Annotated in this window: 30 protein-coding genes; 9 read left to right on the forward strand and 21 right to left on the reverse strand. The window is 39.3% G+C overall.

Going from position 1 to position 24,528, the window contains the following annotated elements:
- Positions 1 to 110: 110 nt before the first annotated feature.
- Entirely contained in the window at positions 111 to 2,033 is a 1,923-nt protein-coding gene (locus tag LU301_RS08770) for an AAA family ATPase (protein ID WP_305269958.1), read from the forward strand.
- The gene (locus tag LU301_RS08775; RefSeq protein WP_305269960.1) at positions 2,033 to 2,902 is read left to right on the forward strand and encodes a LysR family transcriptional regulator; all 870 of its coding nucleotides are present in this window, start codon (positions 2,033 to 2,035) and stop codon (positions 2,900 to 2,902) included. The genes LU301_RS08770 and LU301_RS08775 overlap by 1 nt, the downstream gene beginning before the upstream one ends.
- A gap of 46 nt (positions 2,903 to 2,948) precedes the next feature.
- Here the strand turns inward: LU301_RS08775 and LU301_RS08780 are convergent, their stop codons facing one another.
- The 17 genes from LU301_RS08780 to LU301_RS08860 form a co-directional block, all read right to left on the reverse strand.
- Positions 2,949 to 4,160: an NADH:flavin oxidoreductase/NADH oxidase family protein gene (locus LU301_RS08780; RefSeq protein ID WP_305269962.1), complete on the reverse strand. Its 1,212-nt coding sequence runs from the start codon at positions 4,158 to 4,160 to the stop codon at positions 2,949 to 2,951.
- Positions 4,161 to 4,312: 152 nt separating this feature from the next.
- Entirely contained in the window at positions 4,313 to 4,774 is a 462-nt protein-coding gene (locus tag LU301_RS08785) for a cyclophilin-like fold protein (RefSeq protein ID WP_305269964.1), read from the reverse strand.
- Positions 4,775 to 4,845: 71 nt separating this feature from the next.
- A complete protein-coding gene (locus LU301_RS08790) occupies positions 4,846 to 4,986 on the reverse strand; it encodes a hypothetical protein (protein ID WP_305269966.1) in 141 nt (46 codons plus the stop codon).
- A gap of 15 nt (positions 4,987 to 5,001) precedes the next feature.
- On the reverse strand, positions 5,002 to 6,018 hold the full coding sequence (locus tag LU301_RS08795; RefSeq protein WP_305269968.1) for an NADP-dependent oxidoreductase: 1,017 nt from the start codon (positions 6,016 to 6,018) through the stop codon (positions 5,002 to 5,004).
- 66 nt (positions 6,019 to 6,084) lie between these two features.
- Positions 6,085 to 6,810, reverse strand: a complete 726-nt coding sequence (locus tag LU301_RS08800; protein WP_305269970.1) for a DUF5131 family protein — start codon at positions 6,808 to 6,810, stop codon at positions 6,085 to 6,087.
- A 205-nt stretch (positions 6,811 to 7,015) separates the two neighbouring features.
- On the reverse strand, positions 7,016 to 7,597 hold the full coding sequence (locus LU301_RS08805; RefSeq protein ID WP_305269972.1) for an NAD(P)H-dependent oxidoreductase: 582 nt from the start codon (positions 7,595 to 7,597) through the stop codon (positions 7,016 to 7,018).
- Positions 7,598 to 7,671: 74 nt separating this feature from the next.
- Positions 7,672 to 8,322, reverse strand: a complete 651-nt coding sequence (locus tag LU301_RS08810) for an NAD(P)H-binding protein (RefSeq protein ID WP_305269974.1) — start codon at positions 8,320 to 8,322, stop codon at positions 7,672 to 7,674.
- A 7-nt stretch (positions 8,323 to 8,329) separates the two neighbouring features.
- The gene (locus LU301_RS08815; protein WP_305269976.1) at positions 8,330 to 8,647 is read right to left on the reverse strand and encodes an ArsR/SmtB family transcription factor; all 318 of its coding nucleotides are present in this window, start codon (positions 8,645 to 8,647) and stop codon (positions 8,330 to 8,332) included.
- A 154-nt stretch (positions 8,648 to 8,801) separates the two neighbouring features.
- Positions 8,802 to 9,233 (reverse strand): organic hydroperoxide resistance protein, encoded by a 432-nt coding sequence (locus tag LU301_RS08820; RefSeq protein WP_305269978.1) that lies wholly within the window; start codon positions 9,231 to 9,233, stop codon positions 8,802 to 8,804.
- 62 nt (positions 9,234 to 9,295) lie between these two features.
- Positions 9,296 to 9,748: a ferritin-like domain-containing protein gene (locus tag LU301_RS08825; protein WP_305269980.1), complete on the reverse strand. Its 453-nt coding sequence runs from the start codon at positions 9,746 to 9,748 to the stop codon at positions 9,296 to 9,298.
- Between the two features lie 148 nt (positions 9,749 to 9,896).
- Positions 9,897 to 10,763, reverse strand: a complete 867-nt coding sequence (locus LU301_RS08830; protein WP_305269982.1) for a glutathione S-transferase C-terminal domain-containing protein — start codon at positions 10,761 to 10,763, stop codon at positions 9,897 to 9,899.
- Positions 10,751 to 11,179: a MarR family winged helix-turn-helix transcriptional regulator gene (locus LU301_RS08835; RefSeq protein WP_305269984.1), complete on the reverse strand. Its 429-nt coding sequence runs from the start codon at positions 11,177 to 11,179 to the stop codon at positions 10,751 to 10,753. The genes LU301_RS08830 and LU301_RS08835 overlap by 13 nt, the downstream gene beginning before the upstream one ends.
- Positions 11,180 to 11,288: 109 nt before the next feature.
- Positions 11,289 to 11,624 carry a DMT family transporter gene (locus LU301_RS08840; protein WP_305269986.1) on the reverse strand — a complete coding sequence of 112 codons (336 nt, stop codon included), beginning with the start codon at positions 11,622 to 11,624 and terminating at the stop codon, positions 11,289 to 11,291.
- A 29-nt stretch (positions 11,625 to 11,653) separates the two neighbouring features.
- Positions 11,654 to 12,091, reverse strand: a complete 438-nt coding sequence (locus LU301_RS08845) for a MarR family winged helix-turn-helix transcriptional regulator (RefSeq protein WP_305269988.1) — start codon at positions 12,089 to 12,091, stop codon at positions 11,654 to 11,656.
- A gap of 154 nt (positions 12,092 to 12,245) precedes the next feature.
- Positions 12,246 to 13,088 (reverse strand): N-acyl homoserine lactonase family protein, encoded by an 843-nt coding sequence (locus LU301_RS08850; protein ID WP_305269990.1) that lies wholly within the window; start codon positions 13,086 to 13,088, stop codon positions 12,246 to 12,248.
- A gap of 184 nt (positions 13,089 to 13,272) precedes the next feature.
- The gene (locus LU301_RS08855) at positions 13,273 to 13,659 is read right to left on the reverse strand and encodes a hypothetical protein (protein WP_305269992.1); all 387 of its coding nucleotides are present in this window, start codon (positions 13,657 to 13,659) and stop codon (positions 13,273 to 13,275) included.
- A 59-nt stretch (positions 13,660 to 13,718) separates the two neighbouring features.
- On the reverse strand, positions 13,719 to 13,940 hold the full coding sequence (locus LU301_RS08860) for a hypothetical protein (protein WP_305269994.1): 222 nt from the start codon (positions 13,938 to 13,940) through the stop codon (positions 13,719 to 13,721).
- A gap of 273 nt (positions 13,941 to 14,213) precedes the next feature.
- On the opposite strand from LU301_RS08860, the gene LU301_RS08865 reads away from it, so the two are divergent.
- On the forward strand, positions 14,214 to 14,792 hold the full coding sequence (locus LU301_RS08865) for a TetR/AcrR family transcriptional regulator (RefSeq protein ID WP_305269996.1): 579 nt from the start codon (positions 14,214 to 14,216) through the stop codon (positions 14,790 to 14,792).
- Between the two features lie 65 nt (positions 14,793 to 14,857).
- Here LU301_RS08865 and LU301_RS08870 read toward each other — a convergent pair whose 3' ends face one another.
- The gene (locus LU301_RS08870) at positions 14,858 to 15,805 is read right to left on the reverse strand and encodes an NAD(P)H-dependent flavin oxidoreductase (RefSeq protein WP_305269998.1); all 948 of its coding nucleotides are present in this window, start codon (positions 15,803 to 15,805) and stop codon (positions 14,858 to 14,860) included.
- Positions 15,806 to 15,974: 169 nt separating this feature from the next.
- Here LU301_RS08870 and LU301_RS08875 point away from each other — a divergent pair, with 169 nt between their 5' ends.
- Genes LU301_RS08875 through LU301_RS08890 form a run of 4 tightly spaced genes read left to right on the forward strand, consistent with a single transcriptional unit; the run spans position 15,975 to position 20,777 of the window.
- Positions 15,975 to 18,053, forward strand: coding sequence for a RecQ family ATP-dependent DNA helicase (locus LU301_RS08875; RefSeq protein ID WP_305270000.1), 2,079 nt, complete (start codon positions 15,975 to 15,977; stop codon positions 18,051 to 18,053).
- 3 nt (positions 18,054 to 18,056) lie between these two features.
- Entirely contained in the window at positions 18,057 to 19,295 is a 1,239-nt protein-coding gene (locus LU301_RS08880; protein WP_305270002.1) for a DNA-processing protein DprA, read from the forward strand.
- A gap of 14 nt (positions 19,296 to 19,309) precedes the next feature.
- A complete protein-coding gene (locus LU301_RS08885; RefSeq protein ID WP_305270004.1) occupies positions 19,310 to 20,200 on the forward strand; it encodes a LysR family transcriptional regulator in 891 nt (296 codons plus the stop codon).
- Positions 20,172 to 20,777 (forward strand): DUF3841 domain-containing protein, encoded by a 606-nt coding sequence (locus LU301_RS08890; RefSeq protein WP_305270006.1) that lies wholly within the window; start codon positions 20,172 to 20,174, stop codon positions 20,775 to 20,777. Before LU301_RS08885 ends, LU301_RS08890 begins: the two co-directional genes overlap by 29 nt.
- A gap of 36 nt (positions 20,778 to 20,813) precedes the next feature.
- On the opposite strand, the gene LU301_RS08895 is transcribed toward LU301_RS08890, so the two are convergent.
- Both LU301_RS08895 and LU301_RS08900 read right to left on the reverse strand, forming a co-directional pair.
- Positions 20,814 to 21,314 carry an isochorismatase family protein gene (locus tag LU301_RS08895; RefSeq protein ID WP_305270008.1) on the reverse strand — a complete coding sequence of 167 codons (501 nt, stop codon included), beginning with the start codon at positions 21,312 to 21,314 and terminating at the stop codon, positions 20,814 to 20,816.
- Positions 21,315 to 21,338: 24 nt separating this feature from the next.
- Positions 21,339 to 22,187, reverse strand: coding sequence for an MBL fold metallo-hydrolase (locus LU301_RS08900; protein WP_305270010.1), 849 nt, complete (start codon positions 22,185 to 22,187; stop codon positions 21,339 to 21,341).
- A 204-nt stretch (positions 22,188 to 22,391) separates the two neighbouring features.
- On the opposite strand from LU301_RS08900, the gene LU301_RS08905 reads away from it, so the two are divergent.
- On the forward strand, positions 22,392 to 23,003 hold the full coding sequence (locus tag LU301_RS08905) for a 2OG-Fe(II) oxygenase (RefSeq protein WP_305270012.1): 612 nt from the start codon (positions 22,392 to 22,394) through the stop codon (positions 23,001 to 23,003).
- The gene (locus LU301_RS08910) at positions 23,004 to 23,954 is read left to right on the forward strand and encodes a GlxA family transcriptional regulator (RefSeq protein WP_305270014.1); all 951 of its coding nucleotides are present in this window, start codon (positions 23,004 to 23,006) and stop codon (positions 23,952 to 23,954) included. It abuts the gene before it with no gap.
- Between the two features lie 99 nt (positions 23,955 to 24,053).
- Here the strand turns inward: LU301_RS08910 and LU301_RS08915 are convergent, their stop codons facing one another.
- Positions 24,054 to 24,527, reverse strand: coding sequence for a flavin reductase (locus LU301_RS08915; protein ID WP_305270016.1), 474 nt, complete (start codon positions 24,525 to 24,527; stop codon positions 24,054 to 24,056).
- Position 24,528 lies beyond the last annotated feature (1 nt).

The raw sequence follows: 24,528 nt of genomic DNA on the forward strand, positions 1-24,528 counted from the left end.
TTGGGAATGGAATTGCAATTTGTGGGAAGTTTGTTTTCGGATTTGGAAAGGTGGATTTTTTGTGATAAAATAATGTATATTTAATCATCATCAAACATAGTGAGTGTAGTATGTATCTAAAAAATATTTTTATTGAAAACATGGGCGCTATTGAAAAATTTTCATTGGTTGAAAATGATTTATTTATCAATGACAATCCTAAACCAATTATTCTATTGGGGAAAAATGGTACTGGAAAAACCACACTGTTATCTAGTATAGTAGATGCCCTTTACGAACTTTCCAGCAATTGTTTCCAAGATGTTTTACCACATGAGGGGCTAAATCGCCAATATTTTAAAGTTTCAGGTTCAAAAAATATGAGAGTTAATTCCCAATATGCTTTCTCGTATATTAATTTTGCTGTTGAAGAAGAAATTTTAGAGTATTGTGATAAAAATGGGGATGTAGATAATATAGATATATCTTTGGCGACAAATAATCTAATTTCCAACAACCTAAAATCTAACAAAGGTAAGCAAATTTCCTCATTTAATCAGGAGCAAAACGATATTTTTGAAAAAGATTTTTTGGCTAATTCCTATTGTTATTTTCCTTCTGATAGATATGAGTTGCCCTACTGGATTAATAAGGGGGCTATTTCTCAACTAGAGCAATTTAAAGAAATTCAAAGATTTTCAAACAAGTTAAATCGAGATATTTTAGTAAGAAAATCTTTAGATAATATCAAAGCTTGGATTCTAGATGTTTTTCTAGATTCAAGAGCTGATTTATTATTCAAGAACGATGGCTCAGTACATGCAAAAAGACCAATGCAAGATTTACAATTATTGCAAACATCAATAAGAAATATAGAAAAATTAATTGGCAGAATTGTACAAAAAGACATTGTATTAGATTTAAATTTAAGGGGCACTTCTCAATCTAGAATTAGACTGATAGATGTATCATCAAATCTTGAGTTTGTTCCTTCCCTTGATAACCTATCGGCTGGACAAAGCACTCTACTAAGTATATTTGGAACAATTATTCAATATTCAGATAGAGCAGATCTTATAAAAAGCATCAACTTAGGTGAAATACAAGGCATTGTAATTATTGATGAAATAGACTTGCATTTACACATTGAATTACAAAATAAAATTCTACCAGAGCTGATTAAATTATTCCCAAAGGTTCAGTTCATCATTACTACGCACTCTCCATTTTTCTTGGCAGGCCTATCAGAAACTTTCTCCCAAGAAGAATATTTATTGGTTAATATGCCAAATGGGGATATTATTACTGATACTTCTAGATTTGAAGAGTTTAAGAAAGCTTACGATTTATTTGTTGATATAAATAATAACTATAAATATGAGCTTGATATACTTCACTCTCAAATAAGAGAAAGTACTAAGCCATTAATTATTACTGAAGGAAAAACAGATTGGAAACATATTAAGTCTGCACTAAAACATCTAGATCACCGTTTAGATATAGAGTTTCTTGAGTATGAGGAAGATATAAAAATGGGAGATACCACATTAAGAACAATGGCTGAAAATTTTAAATCATTACCCAATCAAAGAAAGATAATTTGTATTTTTGATAGGGATAATAATGAAATTTTAAGGTCATATGGTCAACAATCATTTAACAATTTAGGTAATAATGTTTTTACTATGTGTATTCCTAAAATATCCAATGAGTTAGATAAAATTTCTATTGAGTTTTACTATAATAAAAATGACTTATCTAGAGAAGATAATCATGGTAGAAAGTTATTTTTAGGTACTGATTTCCATGAAGGAACCCCAAATAGTATATGTGGTCAATATCAGACTAAAAAAATGGATAAGGCAGGAAAACTTACTGTCATTGATGAAAAAATATATAAGTCGGATGATAAAGAAATGCAAAATTCAATTGCTTTAACAAAAAGTGATTTTGCAGATTACATATTAAATGAGAATGAATATTTCACGGGCATAGACTTCTCTAATTTTCAAAAAATTTTAGATGTTATCGCTCAGATTATTGAGTTGGAATAATGAACCTAAACGCCTTATCCCTATTTGTTGCCGTCATCAAACACGGTAGTCTCTCCAAAACGGCTGAAAAATTGGGCGTGCCGATTGCTACCATTAGCCGTCAAATTGCCGAGCTGGAAAAATCCTTACAAATTCAACTGTTTGACCGCCAAAAATCAGGTGTTAAACCGACAATGGCAGGGCAAAAACTCTATGACGAAGTGCATTTGTCCATTGATAATTTGTTGAATGCCAAGCAGGTTTTGTTTGACGATGAACAAAATTTAAAAGGCATTTTGCGGATTTCCGCTCCGCCCAAATGCGAGCCTGTGCTGGCGTGGGTCAGCGAATTTCAACAAAAATTCCCCAATGTGCAAATTCACGCCACGATGACCGAACGCATTTTGGATTTGAGTGCCGACAGCATTGATGTGGCGTTTCGCATTGGCGAGCTTCACGGCGAGCATTTTATCGCCAAAAAAGTCGCCACGCTTGGCACAAAATGGGTGGCTCACCCCGAGTTATTGGCTCGTTTTGGTACGCCAAGCACCTTGAAAGAATTGAAAAATTTCCCCATTGCCACTTGGGCAAAAAATGGCGAAAACGAAATTATCATTCAAATGAATAAAGAGAAAATCGCCTTGCCGTTTTTGTTTGCCAGCAATGATGCCTATGCGGTGGAATATATGGTTTTGCAGGGGCAGGCGATTGGGCAAATTTCTGATTTGACGGCAAATGAGTGGATAAAAGACAAGCGTGTGGTGGAGATTTTGCCCGAGCTTGCCAAGCCCAATTATGATTTGTTTATGCTCTATGCTTCAAAGCGTTATCCGTCTGCGATTGTGCGGAAATTTGTGGAATTTGTTTTGGGGAAAATTCAGGCAGCCTGAATATAAAAACACCGTTTAAAATCAAAACTTAAACGGTGTTTTTTAATTAACTCCGCCCTGTACTTAATCCAGCTTTCCCATTCGCCACAATCGTATTAAACAGCACTTTCCACGCCGACAATTTCGGATTGGGCGATTTGCCTTCGCCAATTAAACGCATTTGCGACATATACCAATCCATTTCCAAAACCGCCCCGACTTTTTTATCAAGCGGTGCAAAGCCTGTTTTAATGCGGTTGGTGGTCAGCGTTTGGTATGTGCCATTTTGGATTTGATTGGGCAAATCGGGCATTAGGGCAAGCGGACGAGCAATGCCGATTAAATCTAAATTGCCACTTTTTAACGCGTCATTCATCGCTGTTTCGCTTCTAAATCCGCCTGTGATAATGAGCGGAACTTGGCTGATTTTGCGGGCTTTTTCGGCATAATCTAGGAAAAAGGCTTCTCTTTGGCGGGTGCTGGATTTTTCAGCCAGCATAGCAGGGCTTTCGTAGTTTCCACCAGAAATTTCAATAAAATCAATGCCTAATTCCGACAGTTTGGCAACAACGGCAAGACTGTCATTTTCATCAAAACCGCCTTTTTGAAAATCGGCTGAATTTAATTTCACGCCCACCAAAAAATCAGGACGGACATTTTCACGAATGCCTTGATAAATTTTTAACAAAAAATTCATTCGGTTAGCCAAACTTCCGCCCCAGTCATCGGTACGAGTATTGTGGTGTGGCGACAAAAATTGGCTAATCAAATAACCGTGTGCCGCGTGAATCTGCACACCGCTAAACCCTGCCTTTTGGGCGATTTGGGCGGTCTTGACAAAATTATCAATAAGCTCTTTAATTTCAAATGCTTGAAGCTCTCGTGGCGGATTGATAAAGCCGTCCATTCCGACCAGGGGTACGGCACTTGGGGCAACCGGCACAGGATTTACCGCTTTGGGCGATTGTTTACCTGCGTGGTTGATTTGCATAATCATCAAGGTGCCGTCTGTTTTGCCAGCGTCCGCCCACGCTTTTAGCATATTTAAATCGTCTTCGTTTGACACCACGACATCGTGCGTAGAGCCTTTGCCCTCTTTGTTTATCATCACATTGCCTGTAACCAAAACCCCTGCCCCACCTTTTGCCCAAGTGCGGTACAGATTAACAAGGCTTTGGGTGGGTTTGTCGCTTTTGGCAAGCTGTTCTTCCATCGCCGATTTAAAAAAGCGGTTTTTGGCGGTCGTGCCGTTTGGGAAGGTAAAGGATTGAAATAACATAGAATGTCTCTTTTTAAGTTGATATGTTTAAAAATTTAAACATATTATAAGGGGGAAAGTGGGGGAAGTCAAGAGTTTTCAGGCTGCCTGAAAATGATTTTGCACAATTTCAATAAAAAACACCGCCCACATTTTTGCAAGCGGTGTTGTGCTTATGGTTTGCCCCATTTGACCTGTACTGTACCACGCCCCAAAGCGTTTTTTAAGCCGTCCGTTTGGTGGATTTTGCCGATTTTGGTGTAGCGGTAAGTGCTGTCAAAACTTTCATAAAAAATCACCACCGTATCGCCTTGCCAAAGCAGGACATCGCCCGCATTGATACGCCCGATTTTTTGGTCGTTCGTCGGCAAAGGTTTGGGCAAAGTGGCAAATTTTTCATTGTTTAAATGGTCGTCCATTGCCAAATCAAGTGGTAAAAGATTGGCAAAAGCGGTGGCAGTTTCGTTATTTTCTAATTGTAAATCAAATGGTTGATTGTTGATTTGTAAAACAATGGCGGACTGGTTCATCAAAATTTCCTGTTTGGGGGCGGTGGGGTTGTTTGGCTCGGCATTGCAGGCGGTGATGAATGTGGCATTGACCGCCATTAAAATGGCAAATAAATGGGTTTTCATTTTTTACCTTTTAAAATAAAGTATTATAACAAATTAACTGCCCAATTTCATTTTCAGACTGCCTGAAAATCCTATTTCTGATTGCTCGGACAATATTTCTTCATCAATTCAACCAATTCGCCCATTTTTTCAATTTCATCTTTCATCGCCAAAGTGTAAAAGCGGTTTTTGGCGTTTGTGTCGTTTGTGAAAGAAAAGGGCTTGAATAGCATAAAAAGTTTCCTAAATTAAGCTACAATTTGAATGACAATCTTGCCCTTTGCTCGTCCGCTTTCGCTGTATTCTAGGGCTTTTTGGGTGTCGTCAAAGACAAATACTTGGTCAATGATTGGGCGTAATTTGCCGTCCTCTACCCAAGTTTTGATGATGTTTAACGCTTTGCCAGAGGGTTTCATAAACAAAAATTCATAACTTACCCCATACTTTTGGGCGGTTTTGTGGGTTTTGGCACTGATTAAGCCCATTATAAATTGTTTGACCCACGACAGCCCCATTGCTTTGGCAAAATCTTTGGTTGGCACGCCTGCCACGCTGACAACTTTTCCGCCCCTTTTTAGCACCTTAAAGGAATGCTCCAAAGTCTCACCGCCAATGGTATCTAAGACAAAATCAAAATCGGATAATTTGTCATAAAAATTTTCTTGTTTATAATCAATCACTTCATCAGCCCCCAGCGATTTGACCAATGCCAAACCCTGATTACTTGCGGTGGTGGCGACATACAAACCCAAAATTTTGGCGATTTGAATGGCGACACTGCCAAGACCGCCCGCCCCTGCGTGAATAAGCACTTTGTCGCCTGCTTTGGCGTTCATTTTTTTAAAGGCTTGATAGGCGGTCAAAGCCACAAGGGGCAAACTTGCCGACTCATTAAAGTTAAGATTGGCAGGTTTTTTGGCAAGATTGGATTGGTCGATAGCGACAAACTCCCCAAAACTGCCAATCCGCAAGGTATCCGTGCGAGCAAAGACTTCATCGCTCACTGCAAATTCACGCACATTTTTGCCCACGCCTGCCACCGTGCCAGCAAAATCATTACCCAGCACAAGGGGCATAGAAAAAGGCAAAACCAGCTTTAAATCGCCATTTCTGATTTTAAAATCAAGCGGATTGACGCTGGCTGAATGCACCTTGACCAGCACATCATCATCGCCGATAGCGGGTGTTGGTACGCTGGTCTTTTGTACAGGGTGTTTGCCGTATTTTTGGACGGTCATTGCGTTCATTTGGGCAGGTAGGGTCATTTATATTCTCATAGGTTTAAAAATTTAAACATATTATAAGGGGGAAGGTGGGGGAAGTCAAGGGGTTTAATCTGATGACACGAATTTGACATCAATACCTGCTTTTTTGGCTTGCAAGTGGTGTAGATGGCGTGGAATGGTGTAATGTCGCCCCTCTTTGATAAAATTTGCCCCTGTTTGATGAAATTCAAAATCCACACCAGCGTGAATGCAAGCGGTGCGAATTGCCAAAATCCACCCAAAATCACACGCCCTTGCCCTATCGCCAGACTCTCCGCCGACGATGACCTTATCAAGACCGTGCAAATAAACAGACAAATCAATGGCGGATAATAAGGGTTCGCAAATTAAGGTTTTGTTTTTTAGAGGTAAATTAAGATAAATAGGCAGGCGGATATCGGCTTGTTTTTGATTTTCAACCGTACAACAAATGGTAACATTATCAAACAACGCCCAATCGGACGGCAAATGCGCCCCAATACGCTCTACTCGCTTGGTGGTCATAAAAAATTGCAAATCGGGTCGTTGCCTTATCATCGCCCACGCTTCATCTCGCCACTCGTCCGCCTCATCAATAAAAAAATCTGAAGTAAAACAAGTATAAAGCACCTCACCAGACGGCACTTTATAAGTTTTATTTCTGGATTTTTTAATCGGCAAATGAAAATTTTGGGTCTTTTTGACAGTTTGACTGTCTCTACCGTATTTTTTGTCATCGGCATACATATAGCAGTTGGCACAGCCCTCACTGATTTTTGTACAGCCGTGCCACAAATTCCAAAAAATCGCCATTTTTACCCCTAAACAGTCATTACATCTTTTAAAAAATCACTCGCCAGCCCCAAATCTCCTATTTTTCCAAAATCCCAATTTATAAAAAATCAAGTGAGGGAAATTAGGGAGATTTAGGCTACCTGAAAAGCGCTTTATCGCACCACCGTTTAAATAAAAATACCGCTTGAACCAAAACCCAAACGGTATTTTAAAAATAAAAAGCTTAAAAATGCAGATTGATATGGCTTTCAAAATCTTTTAAATCCTGCTCAATTTGCGGATTTTTGACCACATCAAAACAAGCAAAAGTCGGCAATGCTGTCATTGCAAAAAATTTAAAATTACAATGAATGGGGAAAAACAAATCATCAAGCCCTTTGCCAGCAAATAAATATTCCTGTGCATTATCAAACGCATTTTTCGGGGCATTGAAAGTGGCAGAAAGCAGATATTTTTTGCCGTGCATTTTTCCGCCTGTGCCGTAATTGATATTCGGATTGGCTGATGAACGACCATCCGTGTTGCACAAAATGCCACCCATTCCTGCGGTAAATACATCGTCCATATATTTTTTGGCAAGCCACGGTATCATCATCCAATTGCTTGGGAATTGGAAAATCACTGCGTCCGCCCATTGCCATTTTTCAAGTTCATCAGATACGGCATAATCGGTAACTTGACTGTGTTTGACTGTTAAACCTTTATTTTGTAATGATTTGGTAGCGACATCAATTAAGGACTTTGTTAATTCGCCTTTGGAGAAATCATAAGGCTGGTGGGCGTTGATGATTAAAATGTTTTGCATATCCTGAAATTCCAAAAATTAAAGAAACATTATATTTTATGGCTACCTGAAAGCCATTTTAGCGATGGAAGAAATTAATTTATATTTATATTACCCACCCCCCAAATCTCTTCTTTTTCCAAAATGCCTGTTTTATTCTGTAATGCCGCCTCAATCATTGCCCTTGCCAAAACATCGGTGGGCATTGGTTTGGCAGATTGAAACAAGCCCAATCCATTAAAAAATGATAAAATCTTTTCGCTTAAATTTTCGCCCAAACGGTCGGAATGTTCTCGTTTTAATAAAGGCGGTCTGACAATGGTCAGTTTATTTAATCCAATGGCTTGTAAGGCATTTTCAAGCTCGCCTTTTAAGCGGTAATAAAATAAGGGACTTTTTGCATTTGCCCCCTGCGATGAGATGACAACAAAGCGTGCAATGTCATTTTGCTTGGCGATTTTGGCAAAATTGACAGGATAATCTAGGTCAATTTTTCGTTGATTGTCTTTGCTCCCTGCCTGCTTTAAGGTCGTCCCCAAACAGCAAAACAGCACATCGCCACGCACTTTATCCGCCCAAGTGTCAGGACGGTCAAAATCAATCAAATGCACGGTTAATTTTGGGTGCGTGATTGCCACAGGTTTTCGCACAAAAATCATCACACTTTGGTAATGCTCATTATTTAATAATAATTGGGTCAGGGCATTGCCTGTCGCCCCTGTTGCACCAATAACAATTGCTTTCATTTTTAGTTTATTCCTTGGATGGACAATATTTTTTCATCAATTCAACGAGTTCACCCATTTTTTCAATTTCATCTTTCATCGCCAACGCATAAAACCGCTCTTTGCCGATTTGCTCTACGCTGACGGCATTGGCGGATAGCATAATTTTTAAATGATGCGACACCGCAGGGCGTGATAAATGTAAGTTTTCGGTGATGTCGTTGACTTTCATTTTGCCGTTTTCCAGTAAAAGTTTTAAAATCAAATGGCGGTTTTCGTCTGATAGCACGGTAAAAATGGGAATGCAGTCTTTCATCAAACGCATTGCGTGGGCTTGTTCGTTCATTGTGTTAGGATTAAATGTTTAAAAATATGAAATCATTATAAGAAAAATGGGCGGATTTTTCAAGGGTTTGGGGTGGCTAAAAAAGGATTTTGCCAATAAAAAAACACCGCTTGCCCTTTTTTAAAAAAGCAAACGGTGTTTTTCATCACCAAACTTACAAATCAAATGCTTCTACCACTTTCACGTGCAAACGCACATCGACATTACCACGCACGGCATTTGAATAGGGGCAAACTTCGTGGGCTCTTGTGATGAGCTTTTTGGCGTCATCGGCACTGATGCCCTCTACCGTAATCGTGATGTCCAAATCTAGCCCAAACGCACCGTCTGCTTTTTGACCAATACCGACCGCAACGGTGGTGGAGGATTTTTTGGGTTTGATATTTAAACTTGGGGCAATATGGTTCATCGCACTGTCAAAACAGGCGGCATAGCCCATTGCAAACAGTTGTTCTGGGTTGGTGCCAACTTTGCCACTGTCATTTTGAAAGCCGACCAAATCAAAGCCGATAGAGCCATCATCAACTTGAGTGCGACCATCTCGTCCGCCTGTGGCAGTGGCTGAGGTGTGATAAAAGATTTTCATAAAATGCTCCTTATAAGCGTGTTAAAGTGTTGAAATTTCTATGGTTTAAGTTTGTGGGTTAATCACATTCTTTTGGACAAATAAAGCGGCTCGCCCAATTTTTCCAGTAAAGACAACTCTTGTTCTAGCCAAGCCAAATGCTCTTCTTCGTCCGCAAAAATCTCTTCAATCAAGTTGCGAGTAGTGGCATCGCCCAGCTCATCGACTTCTTTGATGAGTTTGTTTAGCCCTGTGCGAGCGTCTTTTTGCAGTTCATAATCGTTTTGTAAGGCTTCACGCAAGTTTGTGCCGATGTTGGGCTGGCTGACCGTAAAGTTAATCACACCGCCCAAGTCCAAAAGACGATTTTGCAGATTTTTAATGGTCTCTGGCTCATCGGCGATTTTATCGGTCATCTGACTTGCCAAAAGGCTTGCCCCCTCGCTTTCAATCACGGCAACGTGGCTTTTGTGCTGAATAAGGGCTTTCCAATAGACTGACAATAAGTCGTTGATGATGGTGTGGATTTGGTTCATTTTGGCTCTCCTATGTGGGAATGATATTATTATAGTTTAAAATTAAATTGTGTGCAATAGTTTTTTGTAAAATTTTTTAAGGCTGCCTTAAAACTCATTTTGCCAATAAAAAACACCGCTTGAACCTTAATCCAAGCAGTGTGTTATCTTATTCCCACCCCAATTTTGCCACTTTCGGCACGACACGGCTGGGATTGACATTGGCGAATGAATAAAAATAATTTTGCACGATATATTCTAAATCCACCGTGTTTTGAATACGGTCAATCTGATACAAATCAATCAGATAACGATACAAGTTTTTAAATTCAGACAAAGGCTTTAAACTGCATTTAAACAAAGTGGCATACACTTTTTCAAAACGCACCAAAGTTGGAAACAGGAAAAAGTCCGACAGCGTGATGTCATCGCCAAACAGGTATTTTTGCGAAGCAAGGCGGTTGTTTAATGTTGCCAAATCATCAAACAATTCAAACAGATGTCGTTCATAATCGCTTTGGGTTTTGGCAAAGCCGATATGATAGACCTTCACGGTGATGTGGTCGTTTAGCCAAGCGTTTAGGGCGATAATGTCGTTTTTTAACGGACTGGGGGCAAGATTGTGCTTACTTTTTGCCAAATCCTGCCAATGTTCTGCCAAATGCAGTGCCAAATCTGCCGAACTGTTGGAGACAATTTTATGCTCCTCCTTATCCCACAGCACAGGCACGGTTGCCCTGCCTGAAAAAGTGCGGTCGTGTTTTTGATAGAGTTCGTACAAATGCCCCACGCCAAACAAGGGGTCGGGATAATGTTCATCAAAATCCCAACCGTCTGTTTTTAAGGGCGAAACGCTGGATACATCAATCGGCAAGCCCAAAAATTGCACCACCAAATTGGCACGGTGGGCATAAGGACACGCCAGCGAAATGTACAAATGATAACGGTTCGCCATTGGCGTACTCTCTGTGATAATGGTATCGGTATGGCTTAATTCTTGGTCGGCAACCCACTGACCGTTTTTCAGTAAAGACATAACACCTCCACTCGCTCCACGATTTTTTTAAGCAGTGCCACTTCATCAAAGGATAAATTAAGACACGCCTGCATTTGCTCTGGAATGGCAACGGCTTGATTTTCAAGTGTTTTTCCAGCTTCTGTTAGGCTAATCATCACACTTCTCTCATCGCTCATTGAGCGTTTTCGCTCCACCAAGCCTTTGTTTTGTAAGCGTTTTAATAGTGGGGTTAGCGTACCACTATCAAGGTGCAGTTTGTCGCCAATCTCACCTACACTCTGTTCGCCAAATTCCCACAAAACGAGCATTACCAAATACTGCGGATAGGTCAAATCAAGTCTCTCCAAAAACGGTGTGTATTGCTTAATCATCGCTTTGGATAAGGCGTATAAGGGAAAGCAGATTTGATTGGATAGGCGTAATTGTTCGTGCATTGTCTTAAATGGTTTGATAAAAATGGAGTGATATTATAATACAAAATTATCTTGTTTACAATTATATTGATAAAAACAACACTGCTATTTTTTGCAAGCGATGTTTATCCTAATGCCCACCCATTTTGGACAGCGTATTCATCATTATCACCCCAGCCAAAATCAAGCCAATGCTCGCCATTCCCCAAAAATCCACTTTTTCGCCAAACACCACCACGCCAACAATCGCCGTCAAAACAAGCCCGACACCAGACCATATCGCATACGCCATTCCAAGCGGTATGGATTTTAGCGTTAAAGACAAACAATAAAACGCCACAATAAAACCAATCACAAAACCCACAGAGGGCAAAGGTTTGGTAAAGCCTTGTGAGAGCTTCATCATCGTTGTGCCAAACACTTCACTACAAATGGCAATCGCCAATAAAATAGACCAGTGCATCATTACTCCAAAAATAAAAAATAAAATTAAAATTAACTTTCCAAATGATTTGCCATTAAGGTTTGCAAGTTTTGCATTTCTTTTAATAACAATAACATTCGCTCATTACCAAACTCATCAATGATTTGTTGTTCAAGGTTTAATAGAGGTTCAATAATAGGTTTAGCAAAGGCTTTACCCTTATCGGTCAAGGATAGGATTTTTTCTCGTTTGTCATTTTGACTAATGATACTTGTGATTAAACCGTCTGCCTCAAAGCGTTTGCATAAAGTGTTAATGGTTTGTTTGGCAAGCACATATTCATCGGCAATTTGTTTTTGCGTGCGACATTCATTGACCCAAAGAGCATAAAAAATCGCCAATTCATTATCGCTAATGCCATATTTTTTGGCAAAAATGGCATAGCTTGCCACTATTTTGGTGGAAATATCGCCCAGTTGGTCTAGGGGATTTTTGGGGGTATTGCTCATAAAAATAGTCCTAAAATTCACTAATTGCGTATTTTAGTCAATTTTAGGACGAATTGCAAGGGGTCTGTAAATTTTTTCAGGCTGCCTGAAAGTTTGTTTTGCAAAATTTTAAAAGAAAAACACCGCTTGAACCAAAATCCAAACGGCATTCTCATTAACCCCCTACCACCGTAAACACCTTATTTTTCAGGCGATATTCGCTTTTTTCATCGTGGGCGAACTGGGTAATGGTGGGTTTGTTTTGGCAAAGCTCACGCATTTTTGCTGTGCTTTGCCTATGTAATTTGCCGTCCATACATACGCCGTCAATGTTGCCGGCAAGCATATCTTGTTCGCTGTATGACGCATCTCCGCCAATCAAAATATAATGCTCGCCCATATCCACCACCACCGCCAAATGCCCCAGCGTATGTCCTGCGGTTGGCACAAGGCGGATTTTGCCGTCTTTGGTCAATTTATGACTTTGTTCAAAACTTTCAAACGCCCCATCATTAAAGGTGATACCGCAAGGATTAAACCAATCAGGATAGTGCATTGTCAAATAGCCGTTCATCACCGCATTGGGGGCGTTGATTGCCTGTTTTTCCATCTCACTCATCACAAATCGGCTGTTTGGAAAATGGGCAATACCGCCTGCGTGGTCGCCGTGCATATGGGTCATTACCACTGTGTCAATGCGTAAAGGGTCAAAGCCGTTTGCCTTTAAAATTTCGCCCACTTCTTCGTGTTTTTTGACCCCACGCCGTTCGCAAAACTGCATAAATGGGTGCCACCACGGTTGATAGCCCTTGTCATTGGCGGAAGAGCTTTCGCCTGTATCCACCAAAATCAAACCCTCATCGTGTTCAATCAGCCAGCAACCAATCGGCAGTTTGGGCGACCATTTTTTATCGGTCAGCACATCAAGCACACGGGCAGGACGGGCAAAAAAGCGTGCCACTTGATGATGAATTTTGATTTGTACCCAACCTGTTGTCAGACAATGCACTTTAATCATTGTTAAAACCTTGTTTTGTCAAATTGAGTATATTTTACAAGGCATAAACAAGCCGTACAAACACCAAAATACTTGTATTTAATAGGATATACGGATAAAATAGTAAAAAATGTATGGATATTTTGAAAATAAAAACCCAACTCAAATGATTTGGGTTTTTATTTTTTTTGTGGATTGATTTGGATTAAGTCAGAAAATAGATAAACTTATCATCAGAATGTTCTGCATCAAGAACAACGGTTTTTACGGATTTGTTCTGTATTTTTAAATACTCATTAAAATCGCCATAAGGAACAAAGAAAGCATTTTCAAAGACGGCAGATAATTCACTTAATTTTTGAACCAATAATTCAAAACCCATCTCAATAATGTACAGCGATAATAGAGAATGAACATCGCCATTCACATCAGATATAACACACAAACAAGAAATATCATCAGAAACAGTCATTTTATCCAGTTCATCAATTTGACAAACCACAATCTTATTTTTATCAAGTTCAAACAAATTCATCATTAGATTGCTTGCTTGATTGATGTCATATTTTTTATCTACAAGAATATCTATCATTATGAAACACTTTTTTATTCTAAGTTAAATCAATACTTAATATGTGATAAAAAACTCATCTATGATTTGCTTATTTTCATCAAATATAAGCTCATATTTTGCCACACAATGAGAATGATGATAAAGATGATTGAATATGTCTTATTTAAATTCTCTTTAATAAACCAACAATGTTGTAATTCATCAATAGAATAGAATAAATCCAGTTCATCGGCACGATTATTCTTTAATAACCCATCTAAATATTGGATTGCTTGGCGTATTAAAAACTCATTATTCATATGTATCATATCAATAATATTATATTCTATGTGATAGGCTAATTAGATTGAATTGCAATTTATTTTGTCAATATAAAGGCTTATAAAAAATCAAAAAGTAAAATAAGATATTAAAAATAGTCTGTTTTTACTTTCATATATGACAAGTATTTATTATATAAATAAACAATTAATTTGTCAAAAAAATAATCTTAGAAAAATGATAAAAATAGCTTGTATTTAACAGGATATACAGATAAAATATTAAAAATGTATGCTTATTTTAAAAAAAAGATGAACGAGTTCAATACCGATTTAAGGGTCGTTAAAACCCATCTGGCAATCCAAAACGCTTTGATTGAATTATTAGATGAAAAACCGTTTGAAAAAGTGCAAGTCCAAGAAATCATTGAAAAAGCCTTGATTAACCGCACCACTTTTTACCGTTATTATTCGGGCAAAAGCGATTTGGTCGGCAAATTGATAAAAGAAGTGAAAGCGGAATATCAAGACCTGCTCAAAAAGCGTTTTGAAAGCGATAATTTACTGCGATTTATGCAAACCATCGGCAATCGCTTATTGGAAAAAAGACGGCTGATTTTGGCACTTTGGCAAATCAAAACCCCACGCCATCATTTGTATGACGATATGCACACGCTGTTAAAAAACGCCTTTATCGCCCACGCCAAACGGATAACATCAGACGATAAAAATTGGGCTGATAAAAACTGGGATTACCAAGCCCATATTTTTGCCACCATCGCCCTTGAAAGCCATAAATATTATTTTGAACAAGGCAAACTTTTGCCCATTCCACAGGTGTTTGAGGCGTGGATAGAAATGGTGCAGGTGTTGAAAAGCGTTGGGGAGTAAATGGTAAAATATTGCAGAAAAACCACCGCTTGCATGATTACAAGCGGTGTTTGTTTATGGTTAAATCAAGCCATCAACTCATCAATCAATTCTTTCACGCTTTTGATTTTGTTAATTTGTGAAATACCATTACCCACCGACACATAGCCGTTGTCAAAATTACCTTCTAACATACCCAAACGCATTCCTGTGCCAGCATTCATCACCTTGGCAATGTCGGCACGGGTTGCCCCATTTTCACTCATTTCAAAGCATTTTTTCGCCAATTCGGTCGGCAAAGAGCGGTAATAATACGGCTCGGTGCGGAACAACAGCAAATCATTAGCCGTTGCATTCACAATCCATTCTTTGACTTTTTGATGACTTCGGCACTCAAAAGTCGCGATAAATGCCGTACCAATCCACACGCCTTCCGCCCCAAGCATCAAGGCAGCCTGTACCGCTTTTTTATCAGCAATGCCACCAGCCAGCATCATCGGCAAATCCACTTTACCCACAAATTCTGAAAGCACATTAAAACTGCCCACTTCTTTCATCGGCAAAGTACCGCCCTCATCAAACCCTGTCAGCACCAAAATATCCGCCCCCAAGTTTTGGGCTTTTAGTGCGTCCGCTAAATTAGGATTATGCAGACGGCAGATGATTTTAATGCCCGCCTGTTTGAGTTTGGCATAAATTTCAGGGTCAAGCCAGCCGTTATCCAGCACCACAGGCACGCCTTCTTCAATAAACAAATCCACCATTAAAGGAATCAGCGAAAAATCGTACGACAACATAAATGGCACGCCAAAAGGCTTATCGGTCAAGGCTTTGACCTTGCGGATTTCGTTACGCATACGCTCTAAAACTTCTTCGTTGGAAGTGGGGTTGGTCGTCTGCCCTGCGTGTGGGGCTAAAAAACCCAGTCCGCCAGCCTCCGCCACGCTCGCCACCAGATGGGCGTCCGTCAGCCACGACATTGGGGCTTGGACGATAGGGTGTTTGATGTTTAAGATTTGGGTAATGCGGTTCATTGGATTTTCCTATTTGAATGAAAAGAATGGGGCGTATTTTAACGGTTTTGGATTTGGGATGGAATGAGTGAAAATGGGAAGGTGGTTTTCGGATTTGGAAATATATCATTTGAAAAAGCTGTCAAAAAAATCTATAATATCCAAAATCTCAATCAAGGAATAACACATTATGCACTTTAATCCAAGTCGCGCTCTTGAATTATTAAGACAAGGTTCAAGTAATCCAAATGCTAAATTTCGTGATGGACAAGAGGAGGCAATTACTCATCTTGTTACCAGCACACAAAGACTGCTGGTAGTGCAAAAAACAGGTTGGGGTAAAAGTTTTGTTTATTTTATTGCCACACAATTATTAAGAGAATCAGGTGCCGGCATTACGCTACTTATCTCGCCATTATTAGCGTTAATGCGTAACCAAATTGCGGCAGCAAAAAGAATGGGCTTAAAGGCGGTAAGCATCAATTCAGAAAATACCGATGATTGGAAACAAATAGAACAAGAGATTATTTCAGGACAAGTGGATATCGTTCTAATCTCACCTGAACGATTGGCAAATCAGAACTTTATCAATAATGTTTTGAGTCAAATTGCTGGAAATATTGGTTTATTGGTTATTGATGAAGCACACTGTATTTCAGATTGGGGACACGATTTTCGTCCAGATTATCGTTTAATTGAACGAATTATTAAAAATTTACCACCCAATCTGCGTGTTTTGGCAACTACAGCAACCGCCAATCAGCGTGTAATGGATGACCTTATTGCCATTTTAGGACCCAATATTGAAGTTTCAAGAGGAGATTTAAATCGCCCATCATTAACCTTACAAACGATTAAATTGCCCAGCCAAATTGAGCGTTTGGCGTGGCTGGCTGAACAACTGCCTCATTTACAAGGTAGTGGCATTATTTATACTTTAACAGTAAGAGACGCCAATCAAGTTGCTGATTGGCTTAAATTGCAAGGTTTTGATGTAGAAGCCTATACAGGCGAAAGTGGTGATAAAAGGATTGAATTAGAAGATAAACTACTTAATAATCAAGTCAAAGCATTGGTTGCCACAACTGCTTTGGGAATGGGATATGATAAGCCTGATTTGGGATTTGTCATTCATTATCAAATGCCAAATTCTGTTGTTGCTTATTATCAACAAGTTGGACGAGCAGGAAGAGCATTATCGAACGCTTATGGCGTTTTATTGAGCGGTATAGAAGATGATGAAATCAGTGAATTTTTTATTGACAGTGCCTTCCCAAAACCAAATGAAGTGAATCAAATTTTAAATGCATTAAAACAATCGCCAAATGGATTATCATCAAATGAATTGCAAGACAACATCAATTTAAGTCAAGGCAGAATCAGCAAAGCATTAAAAGTCTTATCATTAGAATCGCCAGCACCTTTGGTTAAGCAAGGTACAAAATGGCAATTAACTTCCGCTACATTATCTACTGATTTTTGGCAAAGGGTTAATCGCCTCACAGAATTAAGAAAAAATGAACATCAGCAAATGAAAAATTATGTTGATTTACCATTTGGTCAGCATATGGCATTTTTAGTTAATGCACTTGATGGTGATACACAACAAATTATGCCACCCCAATTACCACCATTACCAACTTTAATTCACCCAACTTTCGTTCAACAAGCCAGTGAATTTTTGCACAGAAGTAATGTGATTATTGAACCAAGAAAGAAATGGGCAACAGGTGGTTCAACACAATTTTCGCAAAAAGGTAATATCAATCCAAATTTTCAAGCAGAGGAAGGACGTGCATTATCCATTTGGGGCGATGCTGGCTGGGGTAAATTGGTCAAACAAGGAAAGTATCAAGATAATCATTTTGCAGATGAATTGGTGAATGCCTGTTGTGAAATGATTGAGCGTTGGCAACCCAATCCAAAACCAACTTGGGTAACTTGCGTGCCGTCTTTGCGACACCCTACTTTGGTACCTGATTTTGCTAGGCGGTTGGCAATGAAATTGGGATTACCATTTATGCCAATTATCCAAAAAATCAAAAAAACTGAGCCACAAAAAATGATGCAAAATAGCCATATGCAAGCCCATAATTTAGATGGCGTATTTCAGTTGAGTGATAATCCATTGTCAGAACCCGTTTTATTGATTGATGATATGGTGGATTCTCGTTGGACTTTAACCATATGTAGCTATCTTTTAAAATTTAATGGTAGTGGTGCAGTCTTTCCACTTGTACTTTCCCAAACCAGCAATCAAGGTGAATAAGAAATGTTTATTTCAGATAATACCAAAGTCATTTTACTTTTAACTGCACCATTATTATTGGGAAAAAGTCAAAATAATATTAAATTATTAAGCAATAAAGAATATCATCAGTTAGCTGTTTATTTAAAAAATCATCATAAACAGCCTGCGGATTTACTGGGTAACGAATTAAGTGATATTTTAGCTGATTATGGAAAATTAGAATATGAGCGAATCCAGCAATTATTACAAAGAGGTTTTTTATTAAGCCAAACTCTTGATTATTGGCATTCTCGCAATATTTGGGTCATCAGTCGTGCAGATAAAACTTACCCAAGTCGTTTAAAAATTCGTTTAGGAGAACAAGCACCACCAATATTATATGGTTGTGGCGATGTTAATTTACTCAATTTTGGTGGGATAGCAATTGTAGGCTCTCGCAATATTGATGATGAATTGATTACTTATACACAAAATATTGCTCACCTAGCTGCACAATCTGGCAAAATGGTCGTTTCTGGTGGAGCAAAAGGAGTAGATTTAGCAGCAATGCAAGAGGCTTTACAGGTTGGTGGGGTTGTTTGTGGTGTGTTGGCAGATAGTTTGGAGAAAATGGCTTTGAATGCAGTAAATCGCTCTGCATTACAAGAAAATCGTTTAGTACTTATTTCTGCGTGCGACCCCAAATCTCGTTTTATGGTTGGCAATGCAATGCAACGCAATAAATATATTTATGCACTTTCGGATATTGGCTTGGTTGTTAATTCTGATTTAAATAAAGGGGGAACTTGGGCTGGTGCTGTTGAGCAATTAGACAAATACAAGCACATTCCGATTTATGTCCGTTCAACTGGTACTGAAAATGCAGGATTAAATGCCTTGGTAAATAAAGGAGCATTATGGTGGGATAATCCAAGAGATACACAATCATTTTTAGATATTTTTAACGGCAAATTTGTATCAAATATGAATACACCAAAACCACAAACAAATTCATCACCTAATGATAAATCAATTACACATCCGAATCTTGATTTATCTCCAGAAAAAGAGTTATTTTTATTGGTTAAAAAACTGATTGAGCAAAATTTGCAAGAACCTAAAAAAGAAAAAGAGCTGGCTGAATTATTGGCAGTTTCCAGTTCTCAAATCCGAATATGGCTTGAACGCTTAATTAAAGAAGATGTGGTTGTTAAACAAAATAAGCCTATACGATATGCCCTGCGTTCAAAATCTGAGAATTTGGAATTATTTCCTTCTTAATGGGAAAAACAAAAATGAACCTCAACACCCTCCGTCTTTTTGTTGCCGTTATCCAGCACGGCAGCCTCTCCAAAGCCTCCGAACGAACAGGTGTGCCGATTGCGACCATTAGCCGTCAAATTGCCGATTTGGAAAAAGAGCTGAATATTCAACTCTTTGACCGCCAAAAATCAGGCGTTAAACCCACAATGGCAGGGCAACGCCTGTATGAACAGGTGCATTTGTCCATTGAACAGCTTGCCACTGCCAAAGAAGTGCTGTTTGAAGAGCAAGGCAATTTAAAGGGCAAATTACGCCTGTCTGCACCGCCTGCTTGTGAGCCTGTTCTTTCGTGGATAGCTGATTTTCAGGCAGCTTATCCACAAGTACAGGTGCATTGCACGCTGACCGACCGTCTTTTGGATTTGTCGGCAGACGGCATTGATGTGGCGTTTCGGATTGGGCAGTTACACGGCGAACAGTTTATCGCCAAAAAAGTGGGGCAAATTGGCAGTAAATGGGTGGCACACCCTAAATTTTTGGCACGATTGGGTACGCCCAATACCATCAAGGATTTGAAAAATTTCCCCATTGCCGCTTGGGCAAAAAATGAAGCCAGCGTCATCACGCTAGGTACTGGCAGACAAGCACTAGAAATTCCCTATCTTTTTGCCAGCAATGACAGCTATGCTATTGAATATATGGCAAAACAGGGCAAAGCAGTGGCTCTACTTGCCGACAGCACGGTGGATAGACTCGTGGCAGAAAATGGCTTGGTGGAAGTCTTGGGCGAAACGGAAAACCCCAAATTTGATTTGACGATGATTTATGCCGCCCATCGTTATCCGTCTAGTATTGTGCGGGCGTTTGTGGAGTTTGTGCTTGATAAGGCAGACAATGAGACTTTGGACAGTTCAGCCATTTGATTGGTATGAAACCCTGATGAGCGATGGCGTGATTTATGCCACAGCCGAGCGGATTGATTGGTTAAATGAAGACAATTTTAAAGTTGCCTATCATTGGCTAATGGAGCAAATGGCACATAAAATTGGCAAACCCCCAATACCTAATGTTTATCCGATTTGGGCGTGGTATCAATGGCAAAACGCCAAGAAAAACAAGCCTGATTTAAGGTTTAAAGGCATTGGCATAAAAGGTCAAAAAAGCGTTTTATTAGAAATTGAAAAAAAGGATAATGAAGTCTTATTAAGCGATTTTGATTTATGGCACGCTGTTTTAAATGAATATTATATTGCCGATAATGTCAAAGATGATGATTCGTTTGATGATTTATTAAAACAAGCCAACATTGATTATTGTGATAAACATTTATATCCGCCCAATATTCGCCAGATTATGCAAAACAGTTGGCAAAAAATCTTTGATATGGATTATTGTGCAGAATACAGTACCAATTCATTTTCGCAAAAAAGCATTCAGGCAACTTTTTGGCAATTATCTGTTGATGAGATTAAAAGCGTGCGTATTTTTATGGCAAAATAAAACACCGCTTTTATCAAAAACGGTGTTTTATTAAATTTAGACCACCTCAATCCATTCTCTATCTGCCAATGCTCCTAAGGCGATTTGATGAATCAGCTCGGTCGGTGCGGTGCAAAGGTTGGATAAGACACGGATTTTATAATCTTTGGCAAACGGCGAAAGTGCGGTATGGGTTACGCAGTTTTGAGTCATAATCCCACAGATGTCAATTTGTTCAATGCCGTGTTGTTTTAAGATTTCAAGCAGATTGGTGTTTAAAAAACTGTCGGCGTGGGCTTTTTGTACCAATGGCTTGTCCGCTAAAATCCCAGCGACCGATGAGTGAAGCTCTGCCCCTGCCCCACCTTTGGCAAATAACGGATAATCCTCTGCCATCAGGTGCTGAACGCCAATTACAAGTTCGCCATTTTGCTGGGCAGTTTGGGCATAATCGGCAATCTCTTGGGCGATTTTGTCCACATTAAACTGGTCAAATTTGCCGTCTGCGGAGGCAAAGTATTCGTTTTGTACATCAATGATTAAAAGAGCAGTTTTCATATTTCTCTCCATTTTGGTTAAAAGTTATTTTAATTCAATGATTTGTCCATCATTAGGAATGATGACTTTATCGGTTAATTTCTCGCCAATCACAAATTTACGCATATCTTCACGGCTTACCGCATTATGATTGGTGGTGTCCATATGCACGGTGATAAGCTTGGCGTTTGGGGCGATTTGGCTTGCCTTTAACACATCAGCCGTCCCCATAATAATGCCCTCTGCAATGCCGTTGATACGAGCGTAGCCTGTGTTCATCACAATGTAACTGGGCTGGTATTTGTGTAAAGCCTTATTAACATCCGCCGTCCACACCGTATCGCCCACGATATAGGCGGTTTTATGTCCGTCTTTTTTGATGACCACGCCCATCGCCTCGCCCAAAATTTTGGCAAAGGTTGGGTTGGCGTACATCGCCTCTGTGCCGTGTGAACCGCCAGTTTTGTGGAGCTCCACACCATTAAAGGTTAATTTTTCGTGCAATACTTGTACATTTTGAAAGCCTTGTGAGCGAATGAGCTTGGCATCATCTTCATTTTGGGTAAAAATCGGCAAATGCTTTGGAATGGCTTTTTGGGCAGTTTCGTCCCAATGGTCTTCGTGGGTGTGGGTAACAATCACGGCATCCACGCCTTTGATGATTTCGCTGACAGGCATTGGTAATGCCACCATTGGCGAGCGTAAATGGCTGTTAAATGTGCCTTCAAAGCCTTTCATTGAATCTTTTTTGGCAAAAAATGGATCGACCAAAAAGGTCTGCCCAGCATATTCAATCTTGGCGGTGGCGTTACGGATATGTTGATAGCTGTCAAGGGCAAAAGCTGAAACGCTCATCGTTAAGGAAAGAGCGGTAAGGGTAAGTTTTTTTAGCATTTTAAAGTTCCAAGTTAAGATTTGGGCGTATTTTAATGATTTTTTGGTTATGCTAAAATAGGCAATATTGCCAACTATCGCAAGGATTTTGCCATTTTGTTTTGGTGGGAAAGGTGGTATAATGTAAAAATTGGTAAGGTGCGTAACACGCACCAATTTTACACAATATTTGTTAATGGTGCGTAGCATAACCTAAGATAGAGAATGGATAAAATGATAATTACTCATTTGCAACAACAACCATTGATTTTTACACTTAATAATGTCCTAACAGATGATTTTTGTCAAAATCTTATCAATGAAAGTGAAAATCACGGTTATGAACAAGCTCAAATTCATATCGGCAATGGACAAAGCCAAACACATTTAAATATCCGCAATAATGACAGAATTAAATTTAAAGATGATAATTTAGCATTGCAATTATTTGAGTTAATTCATTTATATTTGCCAAATGAATGGTATGACGATAATCAAAAATATCAATTAGTGGGATTAAATGATGATTTTCGTTATTATCGCTATCAAGCTGGGCAACGCTTTAAGGCTCATTTGGACGGATTTTATGAAAAAGATGATTACAAAAGTTTTTTGACCGTATTATTTTATTTAAATGATGATTATCAAGGCGGTGAAACCAAATTTTTTACCAAAGAGAATGGGCGATTGAATGTCAATCAACCCAAGTTTATCATTAACCCAAGAAAAGGCAGTGCATTGATTTTTTATCACGCTCAATTCCACGAAGGGGCAACTATTAAGCAAGGCACAAAATATGTATTGCGAACCGATGCAATGTATCAAAAAATTAATTAAATGACTATCACGCTCCCCAAACTCACCCTCTACGCCCAAAACGGCTGTAATGATTTTGTGTTTAATATTCCGTTTAGCGTCTTTCAAGCACCCTATCAGGGCAAAAAGCTCTTTGATTTTCAAATCGTGAGCGACAATGGCAAAGCCATTCGTACGGAATTAGGGGCAACAATCACGCCACACGGCAATTTGGATTTAATGGACAATGCCGACATCATCGTCATTAGTGGTTGGGTCGGCGACAAACCAAGCCGTGCCTTTACCCAAAAATTACAAACCGCCCATCAAAATGGTAAAAAAATCATTGCCTTATGCTATGGGGCTTTTGGTCTTGCCTTTGCCGACATTTTGACGGATAAAACAGTCGTTACCCATTGGGCAGGCGAAAATGCCTTTAAACACAAATTTCCCCACATCAAGCTTGATAACAACAAGCTCTATCTTGATGATGGCAATATTTTGACCTCCGCAGGGGCGTATGCAGGTATGGATTGTTGTCTGTATTTTATCCGTACACTGTATGGGGCAAGTGTTGCCAATGATTTGGCACGACTGTTTGTCTCTGCACCGCATCGTGAAGGCGGTCAGGCACAGTTTAGCCAGCTTAGTATCGTGAATCACACCAAAGACAGTAAAATCAATGACTTATTGCGATTTTTAAGCGATAATTTGGATAAAACACATACATTGGACGATTTGGCTGATAAAGTGCATTTATCCAAAAGAAGTTTTAATCGCTATTTTAAAAATGCCACCAATATGACCTTGACCCAGTGGCTGACCGCCAAGCGTTTGGCAAAAGTGCAAGACTATTTGGAAAGCACGGATTTGCCGATTGAAATCATCGCAGATAAAACAGGTTTTGGCACGGCAAGCAATTTGCGAATGCAGTTTAAGGCTCGTTTTGGTGTCAGTCCGCAAAGTTTTAGGAATAGTTTTGGAAATGATTAAAAGTAGAATCTAGGTAGCAATCTGAAAAATATACCACAAAAAATAAAACCTGACTTTCGCCAAGTTTTATTTCTATTTTGCTGGGTTAAGCACAATGCTTTAGACACGATGATAACTACGATTACGATAAACCAAGGCTTGATGTTCATCGCCTTGTTTTATCGCTACAATCTTACAGATTAAAATACCGTGTGTACCCACTTGTTTAATATCAGTAATTTCACAATCAAAACCAATCAAGGCATTGTCAAGTAATGGTGAACCTGTCTGTAAAGTCGTCCAAGTGGCTTTTGCAAAACGCTCTTCTGAACTTAAAGGCGATGCAAAAACATTAGATAATTCTGATTGCTCCGCCGTCAAAGTATTGACCATTAACACACGGTTTTTAACAAAATGTTCATAGGAACGAGCATTGCCATTCATACATACCAACAGTGTTGGTGGTGAATCAGTGACGCTACACACCGCCGATGCGGTAAAGCCGTGTCGCCCTGCTTCACCGTCAGTGGTTACAACATGGACGGCAGTGGCAAGCCGTGCCATTGCGTCCTTAAATTGGGTTACATCTACCATA

This window comes from Moraxella sp. ZY210820 (assembly GCF_030674635.1).
Lineage (GTDB): Bacteria > Pseudomonadota > Gammaproteobacteria > Pseudomonadales > Moraxellaceae > Acinetobacter.

Excerpts from the sequence above, each read along its gene's own strand:
- LU301_RS08820 (WP_305269978.1), bottom strand. The coding sequence starts at position 9,233 with ATGAAAATCTTTTATCACACCTCAGCCACTGCCACAGGCGGACGAGAT.
- LU301_RS08910 (WP_305270014.1), top strand. The coding sequence starts at position 23,004 with ATGACTATCACGCTCCCCAAACTCACCCTCTACGCCCAAAACGGCTGT.
- LU301_RS08870 (WP_305269998.1), bottom strand. The coding sequence starts at position 15,805 with ATGAACCGCATTACCCAAATCTTAAACATCAAACACCCTATCGTCCAA.
- LU301_RS08830 (WP_305269982.1), bottom strand. The coding sequence starts at position 10,763 with ATGTCTTTACTGAAAAACGGTCAGTGGGTTGCCGACCAAGAATTAAGC.
- LU301_RS08790 (WP_305269966.1), bottom strand. The coding sequence starts at position 4,986 with ATGCTATTCAAGCCCTTTTCTTTCACAAACGACACAAACGCCAAAAAC.
- LU301_RS08855 (WP_305269992.1), bottom strand. The coding sequence starts at position 13,659 with ATGATAGATATTCTTGTAGATAAAAAATATGACATCAATCAAGCAAGC.
- LU301_RS08885 (WP_305270004.1), top strand. The coding sequence starts at position 19,310 with ATGAACCTCAACACCCTCCGTCTTTTTGTTGCCGTTATCCAGCACGGC.
- LU301_RS08860 (WP_305269994.1), bottom strand. The coding sequence starts at position 13,940 with ATGAATAATGAGTTTTTAATACGCCAAGCAATCCAATATTTAGATGGG.
- LU301_RS08880 (WP_305270002.1), top strand. The coding sequence starts at position 18,057 with ATGTTTATTTCAGATAATACCAAAGTCATTTTACTTTTAACTGCACCA.
- LU301_RS08890 (WP_305270006.1), top strand. The coding sequence starts at position 20,172 with ATGAGACTTTGGACAGTTCAGCCATTTGATTGGTATGAAACCCTGATG.
- LU301_RS08780 (WP_305269962.1), bottom strand. The coding sequence starts at position 4,160 with ATGTTATTTCAATCCTTTACCTTCCCAAACGGCACGACCGCCAAAAAC.
- LU301_RS08895 (WP_305270008.1), bottom strand. The coding sequence starts at position 21,314 with ATGAAAACTGCTCTTTTAATCATTGATGTACAAAACGAATACTTTGCC.
- LU301_RS08775 (WP_305269960.1), top strand. The coding sequence starts at position 2,033 with ATGAACCTAAACGCCTTATCCCTATTTGTTGCCGTCATCAAACACGGT.
- LU301_RS08785 (WP_305269964.1), bottom strand. The coding sequence starts at position 4,774 with ATGAAAACCCATTTATTTGCCATTTTAATGGCGGTCAATGCCACATTC.
- LU301_RS08900 (WP_305270010.1), bottom strand. The coding sequence starts at position 22,187 with ATGCTAAAAAAACTTACCCTTACCGCTCTTTCCTTAACGATGAGCGTT.
- LU301_RS08845 (WP_305269988.1), bottom strand. The coding sequence starts at position 12,091 with ATGAGCAATACCCCCAAAAATCCCCTAGACCAACTGGGCGATATTTCC.
- LU301_RS08850 (WP_305269990.1), bottom strand. The coding sequence starts at position 13,088 with ATGATTAAAGTGCATTGTCTGACAACAGGTTGGGTACAAATCAAAATT.
- LU301_RS08810 (WP_305269974.1), bottom strand. The coding sequence starts at position 8,322 with ATGAAAGCAATTGTTATTGGTGCAACAGGGGCGACAGGCAATGCCCTG.
- LU301_RS08770 (WP_305269958.1), top strand. The coding sequence starts at position 111 with ATGTATCTAAAAAATATTTTTATTGAAAACATGGGCGCTATTGAAAAA.
- LU301_RS08840 (WP_305269986.1), bottom strand. The coding sequence starts at position 11,624 with ATGATGCACTGGTCTATTTTATTGGCGATTGCCATTTGTAGTGAAGTG.
- LU301_RS08805 (WP_305269972.1), bottom strand. The coding sequence starts at position 7,597 with ATGCAAAACATTTTAATCATCAACGCCCACCAGCCTTATGATTTCTCC.
- LU301_RS08835 (WP_305269984.1), bottom strand. The coding sequence starts at position 11,179 with ATGCACGAACAATTACGCCTATCCAATCAAATCTGCTTTCCCTTATAC.
- LU301_RS08815 (WP_305269976.1), bottom strand. The coding sequence starts at position 8,647 with ATGAACGAACAAGCCCACGCAATGCGTTTGATGAAAGACTGCATTCCC.
- LU301_RS08825 (WP_305269980.1), bottom strand. The coding sequence starts at position 9,748 with ATGAACCAAATCCACACCATCATCAACGACTTATTGTCAGTCTATTGG.
- LU301_RS08905 (WP_305270012.1), top strand. The coding sequence starts at position 22,392 with ATGGATAAAATGATAATTACTCATTTGCAACAACAACCATTGATTTTT.
- LU301_RS08915 (WP_305270016.1), bottom strand. The coding sequence starts at position 24,527 with ATGGTAGATGTAACCCAATTTAAGGACGCAATGGCACGGCTTGCCACT.
- LU301_RS08795 (WP_305269968.1), bottom strand. The coding sequence starts at position 6,018 with ATGACCCTACCTGCCCAAATGAACGCAATGACCGTCCAAAAATACGGC.
- LU301_RS08875 (WP_305270000.1), top strand. The coding sequence starts at position 15,975 with ATGCACTTTAATCCAAGTCGCGCTCTTGAATTATTAAGACAAGGTTCA.
- LU301_RS08865 (WP_305269996.1), top strand. The coding sequence starts at position 14,214 with ATGAACGAGTTCAATACCGATTTAAGGGTCGTTAAAACCCATCTGGCA.
- LU301_RS08800 (WP_305269970.1), bottom strand. The coding sequence starts at position 6,810 with ATGGCGATTTTTTGGAATTTGTGGCACGGCTGTACAAAAATCAGTGAG.